Annotated in this window: 12 protein-coding genes; 11 read left to right on the top strand and 1 reads right to left on the bottom strand. The window is 48.1% G+C overall.

From position 1 onward, the window contains the following. Positions 1-54: 54 nt before the first annotated feature. The 4 genes from ACH32G_RS06525 to fnr all read left to right on the top strand — a co-directional run bounded on the left by ACH32G_RS06525 (position 55) and on the right by fnr (position 4,288). Positions 55-483 (top strand): DUF1934 domain-containing protein, encoded by a 429-nt coding sequence (locus ACH32G_RS06525; protein WP_016937596.1) that lies wholly within the window; start codon positions 55-57, stop codon positions 481-483. Further along, the gene (gene argS / locus ACH32G_RS06530) at positions 480-2,150 is read left to right on the top strand and encodes an arginine--tRNA ligase (RefSeq protein WP_016937597.1); all 1,671 of its coding nucleotides are present in this window, start codon (positions 480-482) and stop codon (positions 2,148-2,150) included. The genes ACH32G_RS06525 and argS overlap by 4 nt, the downstream gene beginning before the upstream one ends. Positions 2,151-2,283: 133 nt before the next feature. Then, positions 2,284-3,474 (top strand): nitrate/nitrite transporter, encoded by a 1,191-nt coding sequence (locus tag ACH32G_RS06535; RefSeq protein WP_342007165.1) that lies wholly within the window; start codon positions 2,284-2,286, stop codon positions 3,472-3,474. A gap of 97 nt (positions 3,475-3,571) precedes the next feature. Continuing rightward, entirely contained in the window at positions 3,572-4,288 is a 717-nt protein-coding gene (gene fnr / locus ACH32G_RS06540) for a fumarate/nitrate reduction transcriptional regulator Fnr (RefSeq protein WP_016937599.1), read from the top strand. Positions 4,289-4,318: 30 nt separating this feature from the next. Here fnr and ACH32G_RS06545 read toward each other — a convergent pair whose 3' ends face one another. Continuing rightward, complete coding sequence (locus ACH32G_RS06545) at positions 4,319-5,038, bottom strand: YwiC-like family protein (protein WP_342007164.1); 720 nt, start codon at positions 5,036-5,038, stop codon at positions 4,319-4,321. 143 nt (positions 5,039-5,181) lie between these two features. On the opposite strand from ACH32G_RS06545, the gene ACH32G_RS06550 reads away from it, so the two are divergent. The 7 genes from ACH32G_RS06550 (at position 5,182) to cls (ending at position 14,593) form a co-directional block, all read left to right on the top strand. After that, positions 5,182-5,658 (top strand): Crp/Fnr family transcriptional regulator, encoded by a 477-nt coding sequence (locus tag ACH32G_RS06550; RefSeq protein WP_342007163.1) that lies wholly within the window; start codon positions 5,182-5,184, stop codon positions 5,656-5,658. 179 nt (positions 5,659-5,837) lie between these two features. Continuing rightward, on the top strand, positions 5,838-9,524 hold the full coding sequence (locus ACH32G_RS06555) for a nitrate reductase subunit alpha (protein WP_342007162.1): 3,687 nt from the start codon (positions 5,838-5,840) through the stop codon (positions 9,522-9,524). Beyond that, the gene (gene narH, locus ACH32G_RS06560; protein WP_327814771.1) at positions 9,514-10,977 is read left to right on the top strand and encodes a nitrate reductase subunit beta; all 1,464 of its coding nucleotides are present in this window, start codon (positions 9,514-9,516) and stop codon (positions 10,975-10,977) included. Before ACH32G_RS06555 ends, narH begins: the two co-directional genes overlap by 11 nt. 25 nt (positions 10,978-11,002) lie before the next feature. Continuing rightward, positions 11,003-11,560, top strand: coding sequence for a nitrate reductase molybdenum cofactor assembly chaperone (gene narJ / locus ACH32G_RS06565; protein WP_342007161.1), 558 nt, complete (start codon positions 11,003-11,005; stop codon positions 11,558-11,560). Beyond that, positions 11,557-12,228 (top strand): respiratory nitrate reductase subunit gamma, encoded by a 672-nt coding sequence (gene narI, locus ACH32G_RS06570; RefSeq protein ID WP_016937606.1) that lies wholly within the window; start codon positions 11,557-11,559, stop codon positions 12,226-12,228. Before narJ ends, narI begins: the two co-directional genes overlap by 4 nt. A gap of 138 nt (positions 12,229-12,366) precedes the next feature. Then, positions 12,367-12,996 carry a YitT family protein gene (locus ACH32G_RS06575; RefSeq protein ID WP_016937607.1) on the top strand — a complete coding sequence of 210 codons (630 nt, stop codon included), beginning with the start codon at positions 12,367-12,369 and terminating at the stop codon, positions 12,994-12,996. A 94-nt stretch (positions 12,997-13,090) separates the two neighbouring features. Then, positions 13,091-14,593, top strand: coding sequence for a cardiolipin synthase (cls, locus tag ACH32G_RS06580; RefSeq protein WP_016937608.1), 1,503 nt, complete (start codon positions 13,091-13,093; stop codon positions 14,591-14,593). The last annotated feature ends 28 nt before the right edge of the window (positions 14,594-14,621 follow it).

Consider the following 14,621-nt stretch of genomic DNA (forward strand, 5'->3'; position numbering starts at 1 on the left):
CTGAATGATTATACTATTCAAGTCAAAGTGGAATGATGAAAAGGACGTGTCAAAATGAAGCAAGAGACACCGATAACACTCCATGTGAAGTCTGTGATCGAGGATGACGGAAATGAGGAAGTCATCGAATTCCGTACTACCGGATTTTACTATGTAAAACAACAAAAAGTGTATCTATCTTATTATGAAGAACACGACCTAGGCAAAGTAAAAACGATTGTGAAGGTGAGCGAAGGCGAAGTCCTGATCATGAGGTCAGGTGCTGTTAAAATGAATCAGCGTTTCATAACGGGAGCTTCCACAATTGCGAAATATAAAATGTCATTTGGTGAGCTTGAGCTGGAAACAAGCACAAAATCGATTCAATCTGATCTCGGTGAAGAAAAAGGCCGAATCAGCATCGCATATGACATGCATGTCGGAGACGAGCAGCAGCATTTACATAATATGACGATCACGTATGAGGGAGGAACTCACGCATGAACATTGCGGAACAAATGAAGGACGTGCTGAAGGAAGAAATCAAAGCGGCCGTTCTGAAAGCGGGCCTGGCGGAAGAAAGCCAGATTCCAAGCGTACTGTTAGAAACACCGAAAGACAAAACACACGGTGATTATTCCACAAACATGGCGATGCAGCTGGCGAGAATCGCAAAAAAAGCGCCGCGCCAAATCGCCGAGGAGATCGTGGCGTCATTTGATAAAGGAAAGGCTTCCATTGAAAAAATGGATATTGCGGGACCGGGCTTTATCAACTTTTACATGAACAACAGCTACTTAACAAAACTGATCCCGTCCGTGCTTGAAGCGGGTGAACATTACGGTGAGACAAACGTCGGACAGGGCGAAAAGATTCAGGTTGAATTCGTGTCCGCCAACCCGACGGGAGATCTTCACTTAGGCCATGCGCGCGGCGCGGCGGTAGGTGACGCGCTGTGCAGCGTGCTTTCTAAAGCGGGCTATGATGTGAGCCGCGAATACTATATTAATGATGCGGGCAACCAGATTAACAATCTGGCGCTTTCCGTTGAAGTCCGTTATTTTGAAGCGCTCGGTCTCGAAAAACCGATGCCGGAAGACGGCTACCGCGGGGAAGATATTATCGCTATCGGGAAAAAGCTTGCCGAAGATTTCGGCGACCGCTTCGTCCATGAAGAGGAGAGCGAACGCCGGGCATTTTTCCGTGAATACGGCTTAAAGTACGAGCTTGATAAACTCCGCTCCGACCTGGAGAATTTCCGCGTGCCGTTTGACGTATGGTATTCTGAAACGTCACTGTACGAAAACGGAAAAATTGATCAGGCGCTCGAGGCGCTTCGCGAAAAGGGCCATGTATACGAAGAGGACGGCGCGACATGGTTCCGCTCCACAACGTTCGGCGACGACAAAGACCGCGTGCTGATCAAAAAAGACGGCTCATACACTTATCTGCTGCCGGATATCGCATACCATAAAGACAAACTTGACCGCGGATTCGACAAGCTCATCAATGTATGGGGCGCGGATCACCACGGCTATATTCCGCGTATGAAAGCGGCAATTGAAGCGCTCGGTTACGAAAAAGGCACATTGGAAGTTGAAATCATTCAGCTCGTTCATTTATATAAAGACGGCGAAAAAATGAAGATGAGCAAACGTACGGGGAAAGCCGTCACGATGCGTGATCTGATTGAAGAGGTCGGCCTTGACGCAGTCCGTTATTTCTTCGCGATGCGCAGCGCTGATACGCATATGGATTTTGACTTGGACCTTGCCGTATCGACATCTAACGAAAACCCTGTGTATTACGCGCAATACGCACATGCCCGTATTTGCAGCATGCTTCGCCAAGGGGAGGAGCAGGGGCTTAAACCGGCGGCGGATCTTGATTTCAGCCATATTCAATCAGAAAAAGAATATGACTTGCTGAAAACGATCGGCGGCTTCCCTGAGGCAGTGGCGGAAGCGGCGGAAAAGCGAATCCCGCACCGTGTCACAAATTATATTTATGATCTGGCTTCCGCTCTGCACAGTTTCTACAATGCGGAGAAAGTCATCGATCCGGAAAATGAAGAGAAGAGCCGCGCGCGCCTTTCTTTAATGAAGGCGACGCAAATTACGCTGAACAACGCGCTTCAGCTGATCGGCGTATCGGCTCCGGAAAAAATGTAATCATTATGATAGGACAAAGTCTTCGGGCTTTGTCTTTTTTTTGTATATAAAACGTGTGATGTACTTCACAATCCCGCACACCGAGTTTTTGTATGATAAGACTGATATTGAATCAGTGAAAGGGGCAAGCCGAATGATCAATCGTCAACATATTCAATTATCGTTGCAGTCATTAAGCTTAGTGGCGGGGTTTATGGTGTGGGTGCTGATTTCATCGCTCATTTCCCAAATGACATCAGATATTCATTTAACCAAAGGCGAGATTTCATTGGTGACGGCGATTCCCGTTATTCTAGGATCGCTTCTCCGCATTCCTTTAGGGTATTTAACGAACAGGTACGGCGCGAGGCTGATGTTCATGATCAGCTTCATCCTGCTTTTGTTTCCCGTGTTTTGGATCAGTATGGCGGATTCTCTGTTTGATTTAATCGCGGGCGGCTTTTTCTTAGGGATCGGAGGGGCGGTATTCTCCATCGGAGTGACGTCGCTTCCGAAATATTATCCGAAAGAAAAGCACGGTGCCGTCAATGGGATTTACGGTGCCGGAAACATCGGAACCGCCATTACCACTTTTGCGGCGCCGGTTATCGCTCAGGCCGCGGGATGGAGAGCAGCCGTTCAGATGTATCTCGTTTTGCTGGCTGTTTTCGCATTACTGCACGTTTTGTTCGGCGACCGGCATGAGAAGAAGGCCAAAGTTTCCGTGAAAACCCAAATCAAAGCCGTTTACCGAAATCATGTGCTGTGGTTTTTGAGCATGTTTTATTTTATTACGTTTGGCGCTTTTGTCGCCTTTACCATCTATCTGCCGAACTTTTTGGTTGAGCATTTCAGGCTGAGCCCCGCGGATGCAGGGCTGCGGACGGCCGGCTTTATTGCGGTCTCTACGCTGCTCAGGCCAGCGGGAGGATTTCTTGCCGATAAAATGAACCCGCTCCGCATTTTGATGTTCGTTTTCGCAGGGCTTACGCTGTCAGGCGTTATGCTGTCTTTCTCGCCGGCGATCGGCCTCTATGCGTTCGGATCACTGACGGTGGCAGTCTGCTCAGGGATTGGAAACGGGACGGTATTTAAACTGGTGCCTTTCTATTTTTCGAAGCAGGCGGGGATTGCCAACGGTATTGTGTCTGCTATGGGAGGGCTGGGCGGTTTTTTCCCTCCGCTGATTCTGGCAAGTGTATTTCAGGCAACGGGCCAATACGCGATCGGGTTCATGGCGCTTTCAGAGGTTGCGTTAGCCAGCTTTGTTCTTGTGATCTGGCTGTATTGGCAGGAAAGAATGAAAACACATACGGAGAGAAACAGTCGGAGCCTCAATTCATAATGATCCATTCACAAGATTGTTAGTTTTTTCTGGGTGAGTGCAAATCAAGTCACGTTACAATATATATACGCAACGTGACTTTCTTCGAGGTGAGCTCATGAATATTCTCTCTGTCCGAAAATCTGATAAAGAACTTCTTTCCCGTGAACTGCATGAATTGCTGGAATCAATCAGCACGAAAAAGAAAATGAAAAAACACACCTATTTGTTTCAAGAAGGAATGGATGCAGAAGAGCTTTATCTGATTCAATCGGGGCTCATTGAAATCGGCAAGCTGACGTCTGACGGAAAAGACCTGACACTTAGAATCTGCCAGAAACACGATATCGTCGGGGAACTGACACTGTTCACAGAAGAGCCGAGGTATATGCTCAGTGCAAAAGTGTTAGAGGACGGCGAGGTGCTCGTCATTAATAAAAACAAGCTGGAAAAGGAATTGATTCAAAACGGTAATTTGACGTTTGAATTTATGAAATGGATGAGCACCCATCTGAGAAAAATCCAGTCTAAGATCAGGGATCTGCTTCTTCACGGCAAAAAAGGGGCGCTCTATTCCACCCTTATCCGTCTGTCAAACAGCTACGGGGTGGAACGAAGCGACGGGATTCTGATTAACATTGTGCTGACAAATCAGGATTTGGCAAAGTTTTGTGCGGCGGCACGGGAAAGTGTCAACCGCATGCTGGGAGATCTGCGCAAACAAGGGGTTATTTCGATAGACGAAACCGGAAAAATTATTTTGCACAAGCGGGACTATTTACGGTGTGAGATTGAATGTGAAAACTGTCCGCTGGAAATCTGTAATATTGACTGAAAAAACAAGGACAGCCGGTGTCCTTGTTTTTCAATTTGTGATACATATACACATGACGGCGAAAAAGAAGCCGGCATTTGAGATTTCCAGAATGCCGATCGTTTTCGCGGGCCAATTTCTCCCGTGAAAAAACCACGCCCGCAAACTGCTGGGGATAAAAGCGAGAAATGCCCAGCCTGCTCCGAGAAGACACGATAAAAAGGGGAGCAGCAAATGATATCCCCATGAACAGTACGCAAATGTTCTGTTTTTTCTCTCCCGGATGACCGACTTCACATAAAAGGAACTTCCGATAAAAAATAAAGCAGATTGAGAGAGAATAAACCAAGCCCAGCCGTCAAGGGTTCCCGTCCCCAGCCAGCAGCTCGCAAGCCCGCCTGAACAAAAGAACAGAACACCTGCCATATCATTCACGAGCGCCCGTTCGTTTTTTTGGCGGGCATAATGCATATGGATAAGAAACAGCGGCAATAAAGAAAGGCCGACCCAGACGAGCTGCGGTTTATGATAGATAGAAATGATCAAAAAGCAGCATGCCGGAAAACCGTAAATAGATATCCACTTTTGATAGGGGTTGAGCCGTTTCTTTTTCAAGGCGAGCGAAACGGGATAAACCGCCAAGTAAAGGAAAAGCCAGCCCAGAAAGAGCGGAATATGCCAAAAAACCGGGCCTCCTTTGACCATGCCGAGTAAAAACGGAATCAGCAGCATCGCCCATGCGCCGTGCTGATTCGGAATCATCACCTTCATCGAAATCCTCCTTTTATATGTCATTATAAATGCAGGCATCCTCCTGATAAGTGATATTCATCATACAAGCTGTGAAATACATCACTGCCGCGCGGGCTCAATCGGGCTACACTAAAGCTATCAATAGCACAGGAGGCTTTCCTATGAATCAGTGTCACTATTTATTATTTCTGAAACAACTTCCTATGTTTAACGAAGTGCCCCTGTCCATTGTCGAAACTTTGCTGAAAAACGGGACGTTTATCAGCGGCTCATCTGATCAGTCCCCATCCTTTCTTCATTCACAATCCGTTTATATTGTATTAAAAGGCAGTATCCGTTTTAAGGACAGCAGGCTGCCTGAAGGATCGCAAACTGTTGCGCTGTGGGAAAAAGGCGATGTGTTTCCGATTGATGAAAAAGGCGGGCATTCTTTATCGCCTTTTATCTCAGTCAATGCCTCACCGGACATTCTGGCACTACATATTCCATATTCCATTTTTAAGCAGATGATGTCTTACCATCCGCGGCTGCAAATGAATTTTTTGGCGATGCTTCAGCAAAATGTCTTTTGTTCCTATCAGTTGTTTTTGAGGTATCTGCATACATCACGCGATGAAAACGCTGAACCCGGTTCTTAAAGAGGACCGGTTTTTTTCTTTGAAAGAAAACGTCCTGCCATGAACGCCGCCGTCTTTCCTGCTCCTTTGTGTGAATGTTTTGTGAAAAAAGCAGAGTGTGTGACATAGTTCACAAGGAAATGCGCTCTCTCTGTTTATAGTGTACGTAGCATCACCTGACTCGGAAGGAGTGAACGATCATGAAGAAAAAGAAAATGAGTCCGCTGTTCAGGAGATTAAACTATTTTTCTCCTATCGAACATCATTCAAATAAACATAGCCAAACCACTAGCGAAGATCGTGATTGGGAGAATGTATACAGAAACAGATGGCAGTACGACAAAGTCGTTCGCTCCACCCACGGCGTCAACTGCACGGGTTCTTGCAGCTGGAATATTTACGTGAAAAACGGAATTGTCACGTGGGAAGGACAAAACTTGAATTATCCATCAACAGGCCCGGATATGCCTGATTTCGAACCGAGAGGCTGTCCGCGGGGCGCCAGTTTTTCGTGGTACATCTACAGCCCGCTCCGTGTGAAATATCCGTACGTGCGCGGTGTGCTGGTCAATTTGTGGCGGGAAGCACTGCAGGCGCATCAAAATCCGCTTGATGCCTGGAAATCAATTGTTGAAAATCCTGAAAAAGCGAAGTCTTATAAACAGGCAAGAGGGAAAGGCGGATTTGTGCGCGCTGAATGGTCTGAGGTGCTGAAGCTGATTTCAGCCTCTCTGCTGTATACAGTCATGAAATACGGGCCTGACCGGAATGTCGGCTTTTCTCCGATTCCGGCGATGTCCATGATCAGCCACGCATCAGGTTCGCGATTCATGTCTTTAATCGGCGGCCCTATGCTCAGTTTCTATGACTGGTATGCGGATCTTCCGCCGGCGTCCCCGCAAATTTGGGGCGACCAGACGGACGTTCCGGAAAGCAGTGATTGGTACAATTCAGGCTATATCATCACATGGGGTTCCAACGTTCCGTTAACGAGAACGCCTGACGCACATTTTTTGGCGGAAGCCCGCTATAAAGGCGCTAAGGTCATTTCGATCAGTCCGGATTTTGCGGAATCCTCAAAGTTCGCCGATGACTGGCTCAGTATCCGCCAAGGGACTGACGGGGCGCTTGCGATGGCAATGGGGCATGTCATTTTGCAGGAATTTTACGTGAATCAAGAGACGGAGCGGTTTATCAAGTATGCGAAGCAATACACGGATTTTCCATTCCTCGTCACTCTGTCAAAAGAAAACGGTGTATACACAGCGGGCCGGTTTCTGCATGCGAAGGACATCGGGCGGCAGACAAAGCATGATCAATGGAAGCCTGCGGTCTGGAATGATCAGACAGGCGCTCTTGCCATACCGCAAGGAACAATGGGTTCCCGCTGGGACGGACGGCAGAAATGGAACCTGCATATGATCGATGAAGACACCGGGGAACCGATTGAACCCCGACTCTCTGTGCTTGGAATGGAGGACGAAATCGGCTCGGTGCGCATTCCGTATTTTTCAAATGACGGAAACAAAGTGCTCAAGCGGGATCTTCCTATTAAAAAATTGGACCTGAACGGCGAAGAGGTGTGTGTCACGACCGTGTTTGACTTGATATTGGCCAATTACGGCGTGAACCGGAGTATCGGCGGACAATCAGCTGTATCCTATGATGATCCTCGTCCGTTTACACCTGCCTGGCAGGAACAGATCACAGGAATTAAAAGAGAAGCCGTTATACAGATTGCCAGGGAGTTTGCTCAAAATGCGATTGATACAGACGGCCGGTCCATGATTATCGTCGGAGCGGGGATTAACCACTGGTTCAATTCCGACACAATCTACCGCGCGGTGTTAAATCTTGTTTTATTGGTAGGCGCACAAGGCGTAAACGGCGGAGGCTGGGCTCATTATGTCGGTCAGGAAAAGCTCCGTCCTGCTGAAGGGTGGCAAACGATCGCAAATGCAAAGGACTGGGAAGGCGTGCCTAAGCTGCAAAACGGCACCTCATTTTTCTACTTTGCGACAGACCAGTGGCGTTACGAAGACCAGCCGATCAGTGACTTGGCTTCACCGATCGCTTCTTCATCCCGCTACAAGCATCACGCCGATTACAATGTGCTGGCGGCGCGATTAGGGTGGCTGCCGTCCTACCCGACTTTCGATAAAAACGGCATTGACCTGTACAAAGAAGCTGAAAAAGCGGGGGCGGAGACACCTGAAGACGTTGGTGTGTATATAGCCTCACAGCTTCAAAACAAAAAGCTGAAATTTGCGATTGAAGATCCTGACAATGAAGCCAATTTCCCAAGGAATCTCTTCGTATGGCGGGCCAATCTGATCTCAAGCTCAGGAAAAGGGCATGAATATTTTCTCAAGCATCTGCTGGGGACGACGAACGGTTTGATGAATGACGACAGCGACAGCATCCGCCCTGAAGAAATTAAATGGCGGGAGCAGGCGCCGGAAGGGAAGCTCGACTTATTAATCAATCTCGATTTTCGAATGGCGGGTACGGCGCTGTATTCCGATATCGTGCTGCCGGCGGCGACATGGTATGAAAAACACGATCTCAGCAGCACGGATATGCATCCGTTCATCCATCCTTTTGCTCCGGCGATCTCGGCACCGTGGGAATCGAAGTCAGACTGGGATATTTTCAAGGCACTGTCAAAAGCCGTTTCCGATCTGGCGGAAGAAGTCGAGATGGAGCCGGTGAAAGAAGTGGTTGCAACGCCGCTCCTCCACGACACGATGCAGGAATTGGCCCAGCCGTTCGGCAAAGTCAATGACTGGAGCAAAGGCGAATGTGAAGCCATTCCGGGAAAAACAATGCCGAACATCCATGTTGTTGAACGGGATTACAAGCACATCTTTCATAAAATGACCGCGCTCGGGCCTTACACCGGTTTAAAACCGAGCGGAACGAAAGGCATGAGCTGGTCGATAGCCGATGAATATGAATCACTCAAAAAGAGACTTGGAGAAATCACCTCGGACAGCGTCGCAAAGGGGTGTCCGAATATAAGTGAAGCGAAGCAGGCGGCGGAAGCGATTTTAACCCTGTCGTCCACCTCCAATGGAAAAGTCGCCGTAAAAGCATGGGAATCACTTGAAAACGTCACCAATCTGGAGCTGAAAGACCTGGCGGAAGAACGGGAGGAAGAATGCTTTACGTTCGAACAAATTACAGCCCAGCCGAAAACGGTCATCACCTCTCCGGCCTTTACCGGCTCAGAAAAAGGGGGACGCAGGTACTCGCCGTTTACGACGAATGTAGAAAAATTAATTCCGTGGCGGACACTGACCGGCAGACAATCTTATTATGTCGATCATGAACTGATGATGGAATTCGGTGAAACGATGGCGACATTTAAACCGATCCTCCAGCATCGCCCGTTTCTAAGCAAACGGCCTGACCAAGAGGGCAAAGAAATCGTCCTTAATTACTTGACGCCGCATAATAAATGGTCCGTCCACAGCATGTATTTTGATTCCCTGCCGATGCTGACGCTGTTCCGCGGCGGGCCGACCGTGTGGATGAATAAAGATGACGCCGCGGATACGGATATCAAAGACAACGATTGGATTGAATGCTTTAACCGAAACGGCGTTGTCGTGGCGAGGGCGGTTTTGTCTCACCGGATTCCTAAAGGAATGGCGTTTATGCACCATGCCCAAGACCGCCATATCAACGTGCCCGGCACAAAACTGACAAATAACCGCGGCGGCACCCATAACAGCCCGACAAGGATTCACGTCAAGCCGACACAGATGATCGGGGGCTACGCCCAGCTCAGCTACGGCTTTAACTATTACGGCCCGACGGGGAACCAGCGCGACCTGAATGTCGTCATCCGCAAGCTAAAGGAGGTCGATTGGCTTGAAGATTAAAGCGCAAATCGGGATGGTCATGAACTTGGATAAATGTATCGGCTGCCACACATGCAGCGTCACCTGCAAAAACACGTGGACAAACCGTTCCGGTGCGGAATATATGTACTTCAATAATGTAGAAACAAAGCCGGGCATCGGCTACCCGAAGCAATGGGAGGACCAGGGCAAATATAAAGGCGGCTGGACATTGAAAAAAGGGAAGCTTGAACTGAAATCCGGCCCGAAAACAAACCGGCTTGCAGGCCTTTTTTATAATCCGAATCAGCCGACGATTGATGATTACTATGAACCTTGGAACTATGATTATGAAACATTAACAAACAGTCCGCAGAAAAAACACCAGCCTGTGGCACGGCCGAAATCGTCACTGACGGGGGATTTCATGAATATCGAATGGGGCCCGAACTGGGAGGATGATCTCGCGGGCGGCCACATTACAGGGCTTGAAGATCCAAACGTTCAAAAAATGGAGGAATCGATCAAAACGGAGTTCGATGAGGTCTTTATGATGTACCTGCCGCGTATTTGCGAACACTGCATCAATCCGGCATGCGTGTCATCCTGTCCGTCCGGCGCCATGTACAAACGCGAAGAAGATGGCATTGTGCTCGTGGATCAAAACGCGTGCCGTTCATGGAGATATTGCGTGTCATCGTGTCCTTATAAAAAAGTCTATTTTAACTGGCAAACGAACAAAGCGGAAAAATGCACACTCTGCTTCCCGCGCTTAGAGGCGGGGCTGCCGACCATCTGCTCCGAGACATGTGTCGGCAGAATCCGCTATCTCGGTGTCATGCTGTATGACGCGGACAAAGTCGAGGAAGCGGCATCTGTTGAAAATGAAAAGGATCTCTACCATTCCCAATTGGACGTTTTTCTTGATCCGAATGATCCTGAGGTTGCCAAACTGGCAAAAGAACAAGGCATCCCGGCTGAATGGATAGAGGCCGCGCAGCAATCGCCAATCTATAAAATGATCATCGATTGGAAGATTGCGCTGCCGCTTCATCCAGAGTACCGCACACTGCCGATGGTTTGGTACATTCCGCCGCTGAGCCCGATTATGAATCTCTTTGAAGGAAAAGGCAGCCAGCAAACAGCGGAAGATATTTTCCCGGCTATCGACCAAATGAGAATTCCGATTGACTATTTGGCGCAGCTATTAACAGCTGGTGATACGGATCATATTCGGTCAACGTTAAAGAAAATGTCTGTCATGCGCCAGTATATGAGAGCAGTCCAGACGAATAAAATCATCGACCCGGCACTGATCTCCAGTGTCGGCTTAACAGAAAAGAAAATTGAAGACATGTACCGGCTACTTGCGATCGCCAAATATGATGACCGCTTTGTGATCCCGAGCAGCCATCGGGAAGAAGTGTCTGATTTATACGCTGAACAAGGGAGCTGCGGCTTATCATTTTCAGGCGGCCCCGGCTCTTGTTTCTAACTTTTGATAAATGAGGTGGAACAAGATGAACACCATGGACCGGCAAATTACGTTTTCTGCTCTTTCCTGTCTTCTCTCTTATCCTGATGAAGAATGGAGAGCCGAGCTTCCTGATTGGAAGTCTCTTATTGTTGAAATCAGCAACCGGAAAATCAGGGAGAAGCTGCTGCACTTTTTAGAGGCGGCAGCCGGATTTTCTCCGGAAGCGCTGATTGAACACTATGTCTATACGTTCGATTTCGGGAAAAAAACGAATATGTACGTCACCTACTTTAACTCAGGCGAGCAAAGGGAGCGCGGGATTGAACTGCTGCAGCTGAAGAACGCATACCAGCAATCCGGTTTCCTGCCGACAGAGAAAGAACTGCCTGATTACCTGCCGCTGATGCTGGAATTTGCGGCTGCTGCGGAGACTGAAGCGGCGAGAAGCGTGTTTGAGAAATATCTGTTCAATGTGAGGGAGCTGGCATCCCGCCTCGAAAAAAATGACAGCATATACGCCGTGCTCCTGCATGCCCTGCTGGCCGCGCTGGACATTCTCGGCGTGCGTGAATGCATTGAAGAAGGGGCTGTTCAGGCATGAGCGAGCGGATCCTGTGGGGGATTATGCCGTACATTGTATTGACGATTTTTATCGGCGGGCATATTTACCGCTATCAGCATGACCAGTTTGGCTGGACGGCGAAATCAAGCGAGCTGTTAGAAAAGAAAAAACTCGCGGCGGGCAGCACACTTTTTCATTGGGGACTGCTGTTCGTTGTCGGCGGACATGTCATGGGAATTCTGATTCCGGAAGGCGTGTATACTGCACTTGGCATTTCAGAGCATATGTATCACAAAATAGCGATTGGCGCGGGACTGCCGGCAGGGATTGCGGCATGTACCGGACTAGTGATCCTGACGTACAGAAGGCTGTTTGACAAAAGAATCCGCAAAACCAGCTCGCCATCGGATATCCTTACGCTCATCCTGCTTCTGTTCATGATGCTGTCAGGCGTTGCGGCCACGTTTCTCAACATTGATTCGAAAGGCTTTGATTACAGGGCGACAGTCGGGCCGTGGTTCAGGGAAATCGTTTTGTTCCGGCCTGACGCTTCTTTGATGGAGAGTGTCCCGCTATGGTTTAAGTTTCATATCATCATTGGGTATGTTGTTTTTATCCTCTGGCCGTTTACAAGATTGGTTCATGTGTTCAGCCTGCCGCTCAAGTATTTGACCCGCAGCTATGTTGTTTATCGGAAACGCTCATGAAAATCCCCCTTGCAAGAGGGGGATTTTTATGATGAAAAAAATAAAAATATAAGATATTTTCTGCCAATGTAATGGCTGGGCGGCCGGGATTCCTGTTATGTTTGATGTGAAATAACATGCAAAAAAGGAGAGTGAAGAATGAAGCGGGTTTTCTTCATTGTAGCTGCTTGTCTCATGACAAGCGCCGGCATCCTGACACTCAGACATTCTCATATATTAACCGGCGGCACGGCCGGACTGTCACTAAGCTTGTCATATTTGTTTCAACCCTCGTTTGCCGTTATCTTCTTTCTGATTAATATCCCGTTTTATGTATTTTCCCTCATCAGAATGGGCATTAAATTCACTCTATCTACCGTTTTTGCCGTCACAGTGCTGACTATGTTTACAGGCGCAGATCACTGGCTGCCGCCGTTCTCTGTTTCACCGCTTGCCGGGGCGATTTGCGGCGGATCGCTGATCGGGTTCGGCCTGTCGCTCATGTTTTACCATCAGGCATCGCTCGGCGGGGCCAATATCCTCGCTTTATTTCTGCAAAAGCGCTGCGGATGGAATCCGGGTGCGGTTAATTTCCTCTTCGATTTTGGCGTAGTGCTGGCCGGCATTTTCTCTGTCGGATTGCTGAGAGGGATCTTCTCCTTAGTGTCGATTGCGGTCACGGGCCTGATCATCGGCATTTTTAAAAATAAAATCAAAAACAGCAGCTCCCTCAAGCCGGTTTTGCTTCATAACCTCACGACGGGGCAATCACAGGAAGCCTCATCGTAAGCCTTTCCGCTCGTTCGGAGAGGCTTTTCATATGTTTACAGGCCGGAAAACAGAGGGTATACAGAGATATCGGATCAGATGGGGGAGAGTCGGGATGCTGAAAAGGAGACTGGAATTTTGCTTTTTATATATGATGCTTATCGGAGCATATGTCATATGGTTTTTTCCGGTTTCCAGGCTTGAGTTTTACGGCGGATTGCTTTGCTATGCAAGCATTATTTTGTTCAGCATTTATTCGTTAATCCTAGAAAACCGCACCTCGCAGCACACGCTGTTATGGATTCACATTCTTGTCTTTTTTCCGATCGCCGGGTACTTATTTTACCTTTTTTCCGGCCAGCTTTATGAAAAAGGCAAGCTGTTCAGGTCGAAACGGACATATAACCGGGAAAAGCTGAGGACGATATTTGATATGGAGCAAACTCCCGACTTGTCCGGATTGAAAGGAAATCAAAAACGTTTCTTTCAGTATTCAATCAAAGCGGCCCATATGAATATCAATACAAAAAGCAGGCTGACGGTGCTCAAAAACGGGGATGAAACATTCCCTGAGCTGTTTGAGGCGCTTCGGGCGGCAACGTCATTTATACATATTGAGTATTACATGTTCAAATCAGACATGCTCGGGCACAAGATGATGGAGATTATGATGGAAAAAGCCCGTGAAGGTGTGGAAGTGCGGTTTTTGTTCGACGCGGCCGGCAGCTTGAAGCTGGCCGGAAAAGACATTAAAAAACTGAAACATGCGGGTGTGAATATCGTCCCGTTTCTGCCGCTGAAATACGGCTTTTTCAACCAGAAATTCAATTTCCGAAATCACCGTAAGATCGTGATCGTTGACGGGAAAACCGGTTTTGTCGGCGGTCTGAATGTCGGCAAGGAATATATCAGCAAAGACCGAAATGTCGGTTTTTGGCGTGACACCCATATGAAAGTCGAAGGAGAAATTGTTCAGACGCTCCACAGCATTTTTATGCTTGATTGGGAATACGTTTCGGATGAGGTGCTTATTGATCAGAAAGCATACAGCCGCCCGGTCCCTGCAGAAAGCGGCGGCATCTATCAAGTCGTTCCGACAGGCCCTGATATGAAGGAGCGGATGAGCGACCTGTATTATGCCATGATTGCGGCAGCCGAATCGTCTGTATGGATTGCGACGCCTTATTTCGTACCGAATGAGCCGATCCGCACAGCGTTAAAGGAGGCAGCTGCCAGAGGCGTCCAGGTGCGTGTTATGGTGCCGGAAACCAATGACGGGTTTTTAACCCAGTACGCGACGAGATCGTATTTCCCCGAGCTTCTTCGCGAAGGAATCGAAGTCTACTCCTATCAAAAAGGCTTTATGCATCAAAAGGTGCTCATCACTGACGGAAACCTCGCTTCTGTCGGGACGGCGAATATGGATATGAGAAGCTTTCAGCTGAACTTTGAGGTCAATGTCTTTTTTACAGATCAAAAGGCGATCAAAGATCTTGAAGCGCATTATCTGGAGGATATGAGAGAGTCTGAGAAAATCAGCCCCGTCCGTTTCTATAAGCGCACATTATGGGAAAGAACGAAGGAATCCTTCGCGCGGTTATTTTCCGGCGTTTTATAAAAAACGCTTTTAAAACTCCTTGTGTATA

The organism is Bacillus sp. CIS52 (genome assembly GCF_053545315.1).

What these genes read in the sequence shown, in the direction of transcription:
- ACH32G_RS06575 (WP_016937607.1), top strand. Translation starts at nt 12,367, where the DNA reads ATGAAGCGGGTTTTCTTCATTGTAGCTGCTTGTCTCATGACAAGCGCC.
- argS (WP_016937597.1), top strand. Translation starts at nt 480, where the DNA reads ATGAACATTGCGGAACAAATGAAGGACGTGCTGAAGGAAGAAATCAAA.
- ACH32G_RS06550 (WP_342007163.1), top strand. Translation starts at nt 5,182, where the DNA reads ATGAATCAGTGTCACTATTTATTATTTCTGAAACAACTTCCTATGTTT.
- cls (WP_016937608.1), top strand. Translation starts at nt 13,091, where the DNA reads ATGCTGAAAAGGAGACTGGAATTTTGCTTTTTATATATGATGCTTATC.
- ACH32G_RS06535 (WP_342007165.1), top strand. Translation starts at nt 2,284, where the DNA reads ATGATCAATCGTCAACATATTCAATTATCGTTGCAGTCATTAAGCTTA.
- ACH32G_RS06525 (WP_016937596.1), top strand. Translation starts at nt 55, where the DNA reads ATGAAGCAAGAGACACCGATAACACTCCATGTGAAGTCTGTGATCGAG.
- narJ (WP_342007161.1), top strand. Translation starts at nt 11,003, where the DNA reads ATGAACACCATGGACCGGCAAATTACGTTTTCTGCTCTTTCCTGTCTT.
- narI (WP_016937606.1), top strand. Translation starts at nt 11,557, where the DNA reads ATGAGCGAGCGGATCCTGTGGGGGATTATGCCGTACATTGTATTGACG.
- fnr (WP_016937599.1), top strand. Translation starts at nt 3,572, where the DNA reads ATGAATATTCTCTCTGTCCGAAAATCTGATAAAGAACTTCTTTCCCGT.
- ACH32G_RS06545 (WP_342007164.1), bottom strand. Translation starts at nt 5,038, where the DNA reads ATGAAGGTGATGATTCCGAATCAGCACGGCGCATGGGCGATGCTGCTG.
- ACH32G_RS06555 (WP_342007162.1), top strand. Translation starts at nt 5,838, where the DNA reads ATGAAGAAAAAGAAAATGAGTCCGCTGTTCAGGAGATTAAACTATTTT.